At 58.1% G+C, this 12941-nt stretch carries 12 protein-coding genes and 2 tRNA genes; 5 read left to right on the top strand and 9 right to left on the bottom strand.

The window, feature by feature from the left end:
- Positions 1-94: 94 nt before the first annotated feature.
- Complete coding sequence (gene pepN, locus HMPREF2781_RS08545; RefSeq protein ID WP_070645387.1) at positions 95-2635, bottom strand: aminopeptidase N; 2541 nt, start codon at positions 2633-2635, stop codon at positions 95-97.
- 100 nt (positions 2636-2735) lie between these two features.
- Between pepN and HMPREF2781_RS08540 the strand changes: the two genes are divergently transcribed.
- On the top strand, positions 2736-3350 hold the full coding sequence (locus HMPREF2781_RS08540; RefSeq protein ID WP_070645385.1) for a mycothiol-dependent nitroreductase Rv2466c family protein: 615 nt from the start codon (positions 2736-2738) through the stop codon (positions 3348-3350).
- On the opposite strand, the gene HMPREF2781_RS08535 is transcribed toward HMPREF2781_RS08540, so the two are convergent.
- Positions 3347-3724, bottom strand: coding sequence for an MFS transporter (locus HMPREF2781_RS08535; RefSeq protein WP_210386022.1), 378 nt, complete (start codon positions 3722-3724; stop codon positions 3347-3349). The two genes, HMPREF2781_RS08540 and HMPREF2781_RS08535, sit on opposite strands and share 4 nt — an antisense overlap.
- Positions 3725-3826: 102 nt before the next feature.
- Between HMPREF2781_RS08535 and HMPREF2781_RS08530 the strand changes: the two genes are divergently transcribed.
- Positions 3827-4300 carry a ribose-5-phosphate isomerase gene (locus tag HMPREF2781_RS08530; RefSeq protein ID WP_046647313.1) on the top strand — a complete coding sequence of 158 codons (474 nt, stop codon included), beginning with the start codon at positions 3827-3829 and terminating at the stop codon, positions 4298-4300.
- Here HMPREF2781_RS08530 and HMPREF2781_RS08525 read toward each other — a convergent pair.
- Positions 4297-5124 (bottom strand): aldo/keto reductase, encoded by an 828-nt coding sequence (locus HMPREF2781_RS08525; protein WP_070645383.1) that lies wholly within the window; start codon positions 5122-5124, stop codon positions 4297-4299. The two genes, HMPREF2781_RS08530 and HMPREF2781_RS08525, sit on opposite strands and share 4 nt — an antisense overlap.
- Before the next feature lie 173 nt (positions 5125-5297).
- Positions 5298-5372, bottom strand: a tRNA-Gly gene (locus HMPREF2781_RS08520).
- Positions 5373-5559: 187 nt separating this feature from the next.
- Between HMPREF2781_RS08520 and HMPREF2781_RS08515 the strand changes: the two genes are divergently transcribed.
- The 3 genes from HMPREF2781_RS08515 to tig all read left to right on the top strand — a co-directional run bounded on the left by HMPREF2781_RS08515 (position 5560) and on the right by tig (position 8003).
- Positions 5560-6363, top strand: a complete 804-nt coding sequence (locus tag HMPREF2781_RS08515) for a hypothetical protein (protein WP_070645381.1) — start codon at positions 5560-5562, stop codon at positions 6361-6363.
- A gap of 137 nt (positions 6364-6500) precedes the next feature.
- Positions 6501-6574: transfer RNA gene (locus HMPREF2781_RS08510), tRNA-Pro, on the top strand.
- A 73-nt stretch (positions 6575-6647) separates the two neighbouring features.
- Positions 6648-8003 carry a trigger factor gene (gene tig, locus HMPREF2781_RS08505; protein ID WP_070645379.1) on the top strand — a complete coding sequence of 452 codons (1356 nt, stop codon included), beginning with the start codon at positions 6648-6650 and terminating at the stop codon, positions 8001-8003.
- Between the two features lie 186 nt (positions 8004-8189).
- Here the strand turns inward: tig and HMPREF2781_RS08500 are convergent, their stop codons facing one another.
- From HMPREF2781_RS08500 to nrdI, 5 genes are read right to left on the bottom strand one after another with little or no spacing between them, the layout of a single operon-like run.
- On the bottom strand, positions 8190-8771 hold the full coding sequence (locus HMPREF2781_RS08500; RefSeq protein WP_070645377.1) for an NADPH-dependent FMN reductase: 582 nt from the start codon (positions 8769-8771) through the stop codon (positions 8190-8192).
- 39 nt (positions 8772-8810) lie between these two features.
- Entirely contained in the window at positions 8811-9083 is a 273-nt protein-coding gene (locus tag HMPREF2781_RS08495) for a hypothetical protein (RefSeq protein WP_034655492.1), read from the bottom strand.
- Positions 9067-10092, bottom strand: a complete 1026-nt coding sequence (gene nrdF / locus HMPREF2781_RS08490; protein ID WP_083308549.1) for a class 1b ribonucleoside-diphosphate reductase subunit beta — start codon at positions 10090-10092, stop codon at positions 9067-9069. The genes HMPREF2781_RS08495 and nrdF overlap by 17 nt, the downstream gene beginning before the upstream one ends.
- A gap of 51 nt (positions 10093-10143) precedes the next feature.
- Positions 10144-12339 (bottom strand): class 1b ribonucleoside-diphosphate reductase subunit alpha, encoded by a 2196-nt coding sequence (nrdE, locus tag HMPREF2781_RS08485; RefSeq protein ID WP_070645375.1) that lies wholly within the window; start codon positions 12337-12339, stop codon positions 10144-10146.
- A 50-nt stretch (positions 12340-12389) separates the two neighbouring features.
- A complete protein-coding gene (nrdI, locus tag HMPREF2781_RS08480) occupies positions 12390-12857 on the bottom strand; it encodes a class Ib ribonucleoside-diphosphate reductase assembly flavoprotein NrdI (protein WP_005324049.1) in 468 nt (155 codons plus the stop codon).
- Positions 12858-12941: the final 84 nt, after the last annotated feature.

The following is a 12941-nucleotide window of genomic DNA, read 5'->3' as shown; positions in this document are numbered from 1 at the left end:
GGATTGGCTGGGTGAACGGTGGCGGCGGACAGGGGGAGGAGGAACTGGAGCACAAGCCCCTCAGGTGAGGGGCTTGATGCGTATGCTCTGGGGACTAGCCGCGGTCGACGGCGCGGTTGCGCAGAGCGCGGGCGAGGCGGTCGCGCTGCTCGGTGACTGCGCGGCGCAAGCCGCCGGCCAAGTCGCGGGAGAGGAACTCGTCGGCGCGGTCGAGGGTCTCCTGGCTGACATCCCAGCGCGGGAACAACCCGGTTACCGTGGTCAGGGCAATCTCGTTGGATTGCGCGGACCAGATCTTTTCCGCCACGTCAAAGAACTCAGCGCTCGGCAGGAGCTCGTCGGAGCCTACGAACGCCAGGCCCGCTAGCTTGGATTCCAAGTCGCGGTTGCCCAGTTCACCGGCGACAATCTCGTCCCACACCGCGCGCTTGTTGTCCTCGGTATTAACCGCAGCCAACGCCTTAAGCGAGGCCTGGTAGCCCGTCGCGGTGTTATCGCGCTTGAGTTCCTCAGCCACTGCCGTCAGGGCGGCGCCGGCGGCTTCGGGCCCGGTGACGTCGGCAAGCGAGCCATCAGCAATGAGCGCGGTGAGCGCCTTCCAGCGCAGGCCCGCATCCGAGGAGTTCTCAAGAAGGTCCTGGAAGAAGGTGCGGGAGGCGTCGTGAAGCTTGATGCCGGCCAGCGCCTGGGTGAAGACGATGGAGCGCTCGGCGTCATCGGAGCGGGCGCCGGCCAGGAGGGCGTCGGCAAGCTGCGTGTCCTCCTTAGCCCACTCCGGGTCGGCATAGGTGGACTGGGCCAAAGCGGCCTGGGCGAGGATGCGCTCGAGCACGGCGAGCTCAGTCTCCGCCGCCGCGCCGCGGGCGACGAGTGCCACGAAATCGCGGGCGCGCATCGAGCCCGCCCGGGTCATCTCCCACGCGGTGGACCAGCACAGGGTGCGGGCCATGGGGTCCTCGAATTTGTCGACATTCTCCAACAGGAACTGCAAAGAACCCGCATCCAGATCGATGAGGCAGTAGGTCAGGTCATCGTCGTTGGGAAGGATGAAGGGGACCTCGGAAAGCGCGCGGCCCACAAGCTCCGGAATCTCAGTGGAGGAGCCGTCGATATCCATCTCGATGCGCTCGGTGCGCACCACCTTCTCACCCTGCAAGGCATAGACGCCGACAGCGACGCGGTGCGTGCGCAGGGTATCACCACGCTGGGTGAGGTAGGCCTGCGTGATGATGCCGGACTCGTCCGTACCCAACGCCACGCCCAGCGTGTTTACGCCCGTGGTCTTGAGCCACTGCTGTGCCCAGAAGGACAGGTCACGCCCTGAGGCCTCCTCCAAGTGGCGCAGCAGATCCCCGAAGGTGGCGTTCGACCACTGGTGTTCCTGGAAGTGGCGGCGCACGCCGGCGAAGAAGTTCTCACGGCCCACATAGGCTTGCAGCTGCTTGAGCACCGACGCCCCCTTGGCGTAGGTGATGCCGTCGAAGTTCTGCTCCACGGTCTCAATATCGGAGGCATCCGTGGAAATGGGGTGCGTGGTGGGCAGCTGATCCTGCTGGTAAGCCCAGGCCTTTTCCACATTGGCGAAGGTTACCCACGCGGTATCGTATTGGGTCTCCTCCGCCTGGGAAATCGCCGCTGACCAGGTAGCAAAAGACTCGTTGAGCCACAAATCATCCCACCACTGCATGGTCACCAAATCACCGAACCACATGTGCGCCAGCTCGTGCAGGATGGTGTCCGCGCGGCGCTCGTACTTGTAGTGCGAGGCCTGAGACGTAAAGACGTACTCGTCACGGATGGTCACGCAGCCGGCGTTCTCCATCGCACCGGCGTTAAACTCCGGCACGAAGATTTGGTCATATTTGCCAAAGGGGTAGGCAAAGCCGAAGTTGCGGTGATAGAAATCAAAGCCCTGCTTGGTCTCGGTGAAGAGGCGCTCCGCGTCGAGTGAATCCAGCAGTGACGGGCGGCAGTAAATCCCCAGCGGCACCTCAACGGTTTGTGCCGGCGAGCCCTCCGGGTGCTCCGCCAACGTTCCGGTCCACGTATCCGTCACACCAACGTACGGGCCCGCGCACAGCGCAATCAAGTAGGTCGACAGCGGGTAATCCACCGCAGCGTGCACGGTATTGCCTGAACGCGTGGTGGGGGAGTTGGTAATGACCGCCCAGTGCTCTGGGACCTCAAAAGTCAGCGAGTACGTAGCCTTCAAATCCGGCTGGTCAAAGCAGGCGAAGACGCGCTTGGCGTCGGCAGTCTCAAACTGGGTGTAGAGGTAAGCCTCGCCATCAACCGGATCAACGAAGCGGTGCAGGCCCTCACCGGTGCGGGAATAGCGAATTTTCGCCACGACCTTCAGCTCATACTCCGCCACCTGCAGCCCCGACAGCGGGATGCCGTACGTCGGGTCATAAGCGCTGGTGGGCAGGGGAGCGCCATTGAGGCGGACCTCGAGAAGCTCATCACCGCGCAGGTCAATGAACGTCGAACCAGCTTCCTTCACTCGGAATTTCACCACGGTCGTGGAGGTGAAGAACTCCTCCCCGGTGAGGTCGAGGGCAACGTCGTAGTGGCTTACCTCCAGCATGTCGGAGCGCTGCTGGGCTTCCTCGCGGGTGAGGTTGATCGAGGTCATGTAGGTTACTCCTCTTTCTCGGTACTTTAAGTCTCTGCACCAGCGTAGTCACACGCCTAGGGTGGGGTGCCACAGACTGCACAAGCAAAGGAGATTTATTATGGCTCAACAAGTGACGTTCTGGTTCGACTGCTCTTGCCCCTTCGCGTGGTTGACCTCGCGCTGGATTAAGGAAGTGGAGAAGGTCCGCGATATCGAGGTGACCTTCGAACCGATGTCCCTGTCCGTGCTCAACAAGGGCCGCGACCTGGATCCGGAGTACATGAAGATGATGGAGGCCAACTGGGGCCCTGCCCGCGTAGCGGCCAAGATCGCCGTGGAGGCCCCGGACAAGGTCGATGCCTTCTACACCGCGATGGGCACCCGCATCCACACGGAGGGCCAGGGCGGAAAGAAGGGCTACGGCGCCTACGATGACATCATCAAGCAGGCGCTTGACGACGCCTCCCTCCCCTCCACCTTCGCCTCCGTGGCCAACACCGAAGAGATGGATGACAAGCTCACCGAGTTCCACAACCGCGGCATCTCTGAGGTTGGCGATGAAGTCGGCACCCCGGTGGTGAAGTTCGGCGATACCGCTTTCTTCGGCCCGGTCATCACGCGCGTTCCCACCGGCGAGGAAGCTGGCGAGCTTTTCGACGCCTCCGTGCGCCTCGCCCAGTTCCCGTACTTCTTCGAACTCAAGCGCTCCCGCACGGAAGCCCCGCAGGTCTAGCGAGCTCGATTCTGCATCGCCGCTACGGCGACGCAGATGAGGACTACCGGGCTAAGCACGAAGGCAGGTAGCCCGGCAATGTTGATGATTGGGAGGGAGGCCTGCGCTTGAAATTCCTCCCACGCGGCGGCCACCCACGTAGCCCATGAAACGCCTGCGAGGAGAGCCAGCACACCAGCAGTGATGCCGGCTGCACGGTGTGGCTTCTGGGCTATCCACCACGCGCCCACCCCGAGGTGAGCCACGGTCATCACGATCGCCATGACCAGGGGCAGGAGGAAGCTGCGTTCCGTGAAGAAATTTGCGGCGAACAAGCCGGCGCCGATGAGAAAAGCTATGAGGTATAAGGCGGCCACGCGTCGTGTCATGGGCATGGAAAATCTCCTCTTTTGAGCGGGCGGCACCGAGCGTAGCAAACGCACGTTATTAATGGCAGGGCTCAGCGGGCAGTCGCCCTGCCCGCTAAGATGTGGGACATGCGCGTTTATTTAGGAGCAGACCACGCAGGTTTCGAGATGAAGAACATCATCGCCGAACACCTGAAGAAGCAGGGTCACGACGTTATTGACTGTGGTGCCCACGAGTATGACGCCGAGGATGATTACCCGGCATTTTGCATTGAAGCCGCGTTGCGGACCGTTAATGATCCGGGCTCGTTGGGCATCGTGCTCGGCGGCTCCGGAAACGGCGAGCAGATCGCTGCTAACAAGGTCAAGGGTGCACGTTGCGCGCTGGCCTGGTCCCCTGAGACCGCCCGCTTGGCTCGTGAGCACAACAATGCCCAGCTCATCGGCATCGGTGGCCGCATGCACTCCGAGGAGGAGGCACTCGCCATCGTGGATGCCTTCCTTGATCAGGAATGGTCCCGTGCTGAGCGCCACCAGCGTCGCATCGACATTCTTGCCGAGTACGAGCGCACCAACATTCCGCCGGAGCTTCCGGAGGCTTAGTTCATGTCCTTGGGGTGAGTGCCGCCGCGGCCCTCTTCCCCGAGGTCGAGATCAGTAATCGCAGCCATCTCGGATTCATCAAGCTCGAAGCCGAATACATCGAAGTTCTGCGCTATGCGCTCCGGGTTTTCGGACTTCGGGAACACGATGACGCCATTTTGTAGGTGCCAGCGGATGATCACCTGAGCGGGGGAAACGCCATATTTCTCGGCGGGCTCGGTGATTTCCGACTGCTCGAAGAGATCCGTCTTACCCTGACCTAGTGGACCCCAGGCCTCGATGTGCACCTGGTGGGCGCGGAAGGCATCGAGCTCGCGCCAGCGCTGCAGGTAGGGGTGCAGCTCCACTTGGTTGACCACGGGGGTTTCATCAGTCTGGGTTTCCAGCTGGTCCAGGTGCTCCAGTTCGAAGTTAGAAACACCGATGGACTTGGCCTTGCCGGCCTTTTTCAGCTCGATGAGCTGCCTCCAGGCTTCGACGTACGTGCCATTATCCGGGCAGGGCCAGTGGATGAGGTAGAGGTCCACGTAATCGAGGCCCAGCTTTTCCAAGGACTCGTCGAGAGCAGCGGCCGCGTCAGTCTGGCGGTCATTCCACAGCTTCGTGGTGATAAATAGTTCTTCGCGCGGAATGCCGGACTTGGCGATTGCGCGGCCCACGCCTTCCTCGTTGCCATAGATGGCGGCGGTGTCGATGTGGCGATAACCCACCTTGAGGGCTTCGAGGACCAGCTCTTCGGTCTTGTCGGGGTCAACCTTGAAGACACCGAAGCCGAGCTGGGGGATAGTGTTGCCATCGTGGAGTTCGATATTGGGTACAGTCATGCGGCCCACTCTACGCAGAGTGCGGCCATCCTTGCAGAAAAGATGCAAGGGGAAGCCGCACAACAAAATGACCCTTAAGCCCAGCTACCGCCTTAGCTACCATGGATGCCGGTACAGGCCAGTACAAAGTCAGCCCCACTCCCTGTTTGTGCAGGTAGTGGGGCTGTTTTGCTTGGAGGGAATGACGGGAATCGAACCCGCGTCTTCAGCTTGGAAGGCTGAGGTATTAGCCACTATACGACATTCCCACAACCGACGATCTCCAGCTTTCAAAGCCTCGACTTTGAAAGCCATTGTTTCGGCGTGCGCACTACTTTAGCGCATACGGGCGCTGAAAAGAAAATGGGAACTAGAAAGGGGTAAAGGACGTTATTTTGGATAGGTACATAATCCCAACAACACACAATTCGACTCTTTAGTGAAAGTGGTGCTTTCGTGAGCTCGTTATTGCTCCTTATCCTCGTCGTCGGCGGCGGCGCCTGGTTCCTTTCTTCGCGCAACGGGAAGAAGCAGCAAGAGCTGCGAGAATCCCAGCGTTTTGAGGATGCGATGGCGGATGCGCGCCGCTGGACTGAGCGTTTGGGTGGCCAGGTGATGAACTTGAGCGGTACGGATACCGCCTCCCAGCAGGCTATGGCGGATGCCTCTGAGCGTTTTACCGCGGCCAATTCGGCAATTTCCCGCGCCACAACCGTCAAGCAAGCGCACCTAGCGCGCGAGTCCGCGTTGGAGGGGCTCTATTATGTGGCGGCCGCGCGTGAGATTATGGGCATGGATCCGGGCCCGGAGCTGCCACCGCTGGAGGGCCAGCGCCAGGCCGGCAAGGTGACGGAGACCCGCACGGTGGAGGCTAACGGGGAGACTCTGACGGCGTCGCCAAGCGCATCAGCGCAAACCCCCAACTACTACCCGGGTGGTGTTGTCGCAGGACGCCCGGTCCCGGCCGGCTGGTACTCGCGCCCGTGGTGGGCTGATGCATTGACCACCGGCGTGTGGATGGTGGGCTACTCCATGATGTTTAACGCCATGTTCGCCGGTATGGCGGGAGTGGGCTACTCCGCCGCAGCCGCTGAAAGCGGCGACTGGGGCGGAGACATGGGCGGCGCCGAGGGTATGGACGGCGGCGCCATGGATGGTGCCGGTGACGCCGGGGGAGGCGAGGAGGGCGGCTTTTTCGACGGCCTGTTTGGTGGCGACGGGGGCGATGGCGGAATGTTTGATTTCGACTTCGACTTCTAGCGCTAAAGCTGCCCCTGACGTGGGGAAACAAAGTTTAATTGGGGCCGGTGTTGGGATAGTCAAGCAGCTATCGGTACACTAGCCCCAGTATGAAGCGCAGCTGCGTGCGGAACTTCCGGGCGCAGAGGCTTTCCATACGGGGCGTGGCGCAGCTTGGTAGCGCACCTGCTTTGGGAGCAGGGGGTCGCAGGTTCAAATCCTGTCGCCCCGACGTATGGGGGCCTGGACACTCATCCAGGCCCCCTAATTTCATCTTTGAACGATCACAATCAGGAGAGTTTCTCGTGAAGACCACCGTAGACAAGCTGAGCGATACCCGCGTCAAGCTCACCGTCAACGTTCCGTTTGCTGAGCTGGACAAGGAAATCGATCAGGCCTACGCGGCGATCGCGCAGCAGGTTTCCATCCCGGGTTTCCGTAAGGGCAAGGCTCCGCGCCAGCTTATCGACGCCCGCTTTGGTCGTGGCCCCATCCTCGAGCAGGTCGTCAACGACATGCTGCCGTCCCGCTACGAGCAGGCCGTTGAAGAAAACGATCTCAAGGTTATTGGTCAGCCGGAGATTGACATTGCCAAGCTGGAGGACAACGACTTCGTCGAGTTCACCGCTGAGGTAGACGTTCGTCCCGAGTTTGAGGTGCCGGACTTCTCCAAGATTTCCGTCAAGGTGCCGGCGCTGGAGACTTCCGAAGAGGACGTCGACAAGGCGCTCGAGGACCTGGCTTCCCGCTTCGGTGAGCTCAAGGACACCAAGCGCAAGATGAAGACCGGTGATTTCGCTATCGTCGACATCACCACCGAAGTTGATGGCACCAAGCTAGATGAGGCTTCCCACGAGGGTATGACCTACCGCATCGGTGACGACAACCTGATTAAGGGTCTCGATACCGCACTGCGTGGCATGAAGACCGATGAGGACAACGAGTTCACCACCACCATCCAGTCCGGTGAGCACGAGGGCGAAGAGGCCACCGTGAAGGTCCACGTCCAGCAGACCAAGGAGCGCAAGCTGCCGGATCTCGACGACGAGTTCGCGCAGATGGCCTCCGAGTTCGACACCATCGACGAGCTGCGAGAGGACACCAAGTCCCGCGTCGAAGAGTCCAAGAAGTCCGAGCAGGCTGCTGCCATCCGCGATGAGGTCCTGAAGGCCGCTCTGGCAGAGGTTTCCTTCGAGCTGCCGTCCTCCATCGTTGATGAGCAGGTTCACGCTCAGCTGCACCAGGTCATGGGCCAGCTGGCTCACGACGAGAAGGCTCTGGCCCAGCTGCTTGAGGCACAGGGCACGACCCGCGAGGAGTTCGACGCTGATGCTCGCAAGTCCGCTGAGGAATCCGTCCGCACCCAGCTCTTCCTCGACGCCCTGGCTGAGATTGAGGAGCCGGAGGTGTCCCAGCAGGAGCTGACTGACCACATCCTGTTCACTGCCCAGTCCTACGGCATGGACCCGAACCAGTTCATTCAGCAGCTGCAGTCTGCCAACCAGCTGGGTAACCTGTTCTCTGACGTTCGCCGTGGCAAGGCCCTGGCAATGGCTATTTGCCGCGCCGAGGTCACCGACGAGGCTGGCAACAAGGTTGACGTTGACCAGTACTTCGGTGAGATCGACGAGGACGAGGCTGAGGATACCGACGCCGAGTAATAGCCCTTCATGCTCAAGGCCCAGCGTGCGTGCGCTGGGCCTTTTGTGTGTGGTCGAGGGAAATCGAAATCCCGGATTCAGGTAACTCAAGGATGAGTGTGAATCCGGGGTTTGTGTCTTTGAGAAGGCCCTTTAGAAGCCTTCAAGTACTTCGTAGAGGGCGGTGGCTAGGGTTAGTCGCCGTCGCTAGCTGTGCTTGGCTGTTAATGTCATGTCGACCAACTGCAGGAAGCGCATAACGTAATCCTTGACAAAGTCTGCGGTGCGTTGATTGAGATGTCCGGACTCTTCGAAAAGGGTGGGGGATTGGCCCAGAAATACTTCGGGCTGACCAGGGAGCGGCATATCGAAGTAGGACAGGGCGAGGCGAAGGTTCTTCTGTGAACTGTAGCCGCCCATGCGGCCTACAGAGTGGCTAATGATACCTGCGGGAAGGTTCTTCCACGCCACATCTGAGTTGGGCTTAGAGCCGATGTCCACTGCGTTCTTGAGGCAGGCAGGGATAGTGCGGTTGTTCTCTGGCGTAATGAAGAGGATCCCGCTCGAGTTCTTGATGGTCTCGCGAAAGGTGGTGTACTCAGCCGGAGTGGGCTTGTCCGTGACGGCGGGGTCATCGTAGTCGAAGTCATAGAGCGGCAAGTCACGGATTTCCACGATGTTTGCCTCGTAGTCTTCAGGGATCATCGTGAGCACCTCGTGTGCAATCTTGCGTGCAAATGACTCTCGGCGCAGGCTGCCGACGATAACGCTGATACGTGGGGTGGTCATGGTAAACCTTCTTTCTTAGTTGGGTGTAGGGAGACGTGGTCAAGGGAGAAAAGGCTTGCAGCCAAAGGCCGGTGGTGGGCCGGCAGCGTGGGCGGCGGTGAGGAAGCCATCTACTTTGTCTCCTTCTTCATGGCGGAAGTACAGTTCGATGAGCCCTAGAAGACCCCCGAGGACGGCCTCTCGTGCGGCGGATGTATTCAACAGCCGCATGGCTGCGGGTTGGTTTCCTTCGCGGATGGCTTCAAACAGCGCGATGGTCTCAAGCCAGCTTCCTTGGTCCGGTCGCGGAAAAGGTTTAGAAATCCCAGTCATCATCACTCGTTTCTTCAGCAGTACCAATGACATAGGAGGAACCAGATCCGGAGAAGAAGTCATGGTTCTCATCTGCTCCGGGGGCTAGGGCCGCGAGGATTTCTGGGTTCACTTCCGTTTCTTCGGGCGGGAAATAGTCCGGGTAGCCCAAATTCATGAGTGCCTTATTGGCGTTATAGCGAACGAACACGGCTACATCATCCATGAGTCCCAAAGGCTCATATAGCTCGCCGGAATAGTCCAGCTCTAGTTCATAAAGCTCTTCGAGCAAAGAAATGGTGAAATCATGCATTTCCTTCTGCCGTAGCGGGGTCGTGGATTCCAAACCGCGCTGATACTTGTAGCCCGAGTAGTAGCCGTGCACTGCCTTGTCACGCAGAATGAGGCGAATCATGTCTGCCGTATTTGTCAGGGTGGCGTGGACAGAAAAGTGCAAGGGAAGATAGAAACCCGCGTAGAGAAGCAATGAGGAAAGCAGCGTCGATGACACCTTGCGTTTGAGTGGATCCGGCCCAAAATAGTGCGCGAGCACTTTCTTGGCGCGTGCCTGGAGAAGGTCGTTATTCACCGCCCAGCGGTATGCTTCATCAATTTCCTTTGTACTGCTCAGGGTAGAAAACACTGAAGAGTATGAACGGGCATGGACTGACTGCATGAAGGCGATGTTGGTATACACGGCCTCCTCGTGTTCGGTGCGGGCATCTTGAATCTGACAGATTTCTCCCACAGTGGCCTGGACAGTATCCAGGGTGGTGAGTCCCGTGAACACCCGCATGGTGAGGTTGCGTTCCTCGGGCGTCATCTTCTGCCACGCCGGGAGATCATTAGAAAGCGGGACCTTCTCTGGCAACCAAAAATTGGCGGTGAGACGGTTCCACACTTCAAGATCCTTGTCATCGCTCACCCGGTTCCAATTGATGGCGCGGATGCGGGCTGAAGGATCATGCCGGTAGCTCGGCGGGGTAACTGAAATGCTGGTTAGTTCAGCACTGTTCGATGTTGAAGACATAGCTTCCTTCTTTCTGAGTGAATGGTTGTAGACAAGGGGAGGACCGTGCTCCTACAAAGCACAGGAGACGCAGCCTTCGACCTCGGTTCCTTGGAGCGCGGATTGGCGTAAACGGATGTAGTAGAGGGTCTTGATTCCGGCTTTCCAGGCATAGATTTGTGCCTTGTTGATGTCTCGCGTGGTCGTATCAGCGGTAAAGAACAAGGTCAGGGAAAGTCCTTGGTCCACGTGTTGGGTGGCCATGGCGTAGGTGTCGATGATTTTTTTGTATCCCACGGCGTAGGAGTCATCGAAATACTCCAGGTTGTCGTTGGTCATTTCCGGCGCGGGGTAGTACACGCGCCCCAAGCGGCCTTCCTTGCGTATTTCAATTTTGGAGGCAATCGGGTGGATGGACGCGGTGGAGTCATTGATGTAGGAAATTGATCCAGTGGGTGGAACTGCCTGCAAGTAGGCGTTGTAGATGCCGTCTTGCATCACTTGTTTCTTGAGCCGTAGCCAATCCTCGCGTTGAGGAATCTGCACGCCTGCTTCATGGAAGAGCTGTTTTACGTGTTCAGTGGCTGGCACCCAGTCTTTGTCGATGTATTTGTCAAAGTAGGCGCCAGTGGCATAGGTGGATTCTTCGAAGCCTGTGAATCGTTGACCTTTTTCAACCGCGAGTGCATGGGATGCGCGGAGCGCATGGTAGGTCACCGTGAGGAAATAGATATTTGTAAAGTCCAGTGCCTCGGCGCAGCCATAAGGAATACGCTGTGAAGCAAGGAAGCCGTGGAGATTCATTTGGCCCAGACCAATGGCATGCATGGAAGCATTTCCGTGAGCGATGGAAGGAACAGCTTCGATATTCGTCAGGTCTGAAACTTTCGTGAGGGCACGCACCGCGGTTTCGACGGTCTCCCCGAAGTTCGGTGATTCAAAAGCCTTCGCTATGTTGAGGGAACCTAGATTGCAGGAAATATCCTGGCCGACGGTGGTGTAGTCACCCGAAGCTCCGTAGGTCGAGGGCGTGTTGACCTGGAGGATTTCACTACACAGGTTGGACATATTGATATGTCCTTTGAGGGGATTAGCGCGGTTGACCGTATCCTCAAAGAGGATGTAGGGGTATCCGGATTCAAACTGAAGCTCAGCCAGCGTGGTGAAAAACTCGCGGGCTTTAATGGTCGTGTGAGAAATTCGCGGATTGGCAACCAACTCGTCGTAGTACTCGGTGATGGACATGTCAGACATGGCTACGCCGTACTCGCGAGCGATGTCATACGGGCTAAAAAGATGCATATCCTTGTTCTCTTTGGCCAGCCGGAAGGTTATATCTGGAATAACAACCCCCAGCGAAAGAGTCTTGATGCGGACTTTCTCATCGGCATTTTCCCGCTTGGTATCCAGGAAGCGAAGAATATCTGGATGGTGCGCATGCAGGTAGACGGCTCCAGCGCCCTGCCGGGCGCCCAATTGGTTGGCATAGCTGAAGCTATCTTCGAGAATTTTCATGACTGGGACTACGCCGGAAGCCTGGTTCTCAATCTTTTTGATCGGGGCTCCGGATTCGCGCAGATTGCTCAGCAACAAGGCCACTCCACCACCGCGCTTTGATAGTTGCAGTGCAGAGTTCACGCTGCGGCCAATGCTCTCCAGATTGTCTTCGATTCGCAGAAGGAAGCAGGAGACCATTTCGCCGCGCTGGGCTTTGCCTGCGTTGAGAAAAGTAGGGGTGGCGGGCTGGAAGCGTCCGGTCATGATGTCATCCACCAGCTTTTCTGCGAGCTCTTCGTCGCCCTGTGCAAGGTATAAAGCTGTGGTGGCGACACGTTCTTCGTAGCCTTCTAGGAATCGGGAGCCATCAAAGGTTTTCAGTGCATATGAAGTAAAGAACTTAAATGCGCCGAGGAAGGTGCGGAACTGGTGCTTAGCTTGATGTGCTCTGTCGTACATGGCGCACAGAAAGGCGTCATCATAAAGCTCAAGGAAATCCCGCTCGTAGTACTCGTTATCAACCAACCATTCCAAGCGTTGCTTGGTGGAATCGAACTGATGCATGCGGGGAGCGACATGGTGCGTGACATAGTCTTGTGCTGCCTGAATGTCCTTGTCAAACTGGATTTTTCCAAAAGCGTCGAACAAGTTCAGCTGCGCGTTGAGTGCGTGGTAGCTTTTGCGCTTGCCGACACCGCCGGCATTGTCTGCTGAAGCAGTGCGGGGCGTAGCGCCAATAGTCTGTGTGGGGGTGGCATCAAGAGACCACATTGTGTTGTCCAATCTGTGTGATGCGGATGTGTTCTTCATCTTGTGGGGGATTAATGGGGTGTCATCGTTAGCTGCTTTTGCTGCTCCCAAAACTTTTGAAGGCCCTGCTTTACGGCGGCAATGTCCTTCTGGGTGCCGAGAAGCTCGAAGTGATACAGCTCCGGTACGTGGCACTTGGCGGAAATGATGCGTCCGGCGACGCAGTAAGCACTTCCGAAGTTGGTATTCCCTGAGGTAATAACGCCCCGGATAAAGGAGCGGTTGATTGGGTCATTGAGGAAGTCGATGACCTGTTTGGGGACTGCGCGTTTGAGCGAGCCTCCGCCGTAGGTGGGAACGATGAGTACGTACGGGTGTGAAACCTGGATCATCCCGGTTTTCTTGGGGCGCAGCGGAATGCGCACCGCGGGTCTATCTAAGCGTTCGACGAATCTTTTTGTGTTTTCTGAAACGCTAGAAAAATACACCAAATCTGGTGAGTCTGACATAGCAATCCTGCTCATCCTGGCCTTAGCCATAAGTGGGATAGGTGATATTCGAAAAGACTAACTACGCAATGGCGTAGTTGCAACTACGGCCCAACGTAGTTTTGAAAAGGGCAG

Source organism: Corynebacterium sp. HMSC062A03, assembly GCF_001811145.1.
Classification (GTDB): domain Bacteria; phylum Actinomycetota; class Actinomycetes; order Mycobacteriales; family Mycobacteriaceae; genus Corynebacterium; species Corynebacterium aurimucosum.
The sequence above is the reverse complement of the archived record's forward strand: the minus strand, read 5'-3'. Positions and strand labels throughout refer to the sequence as shown.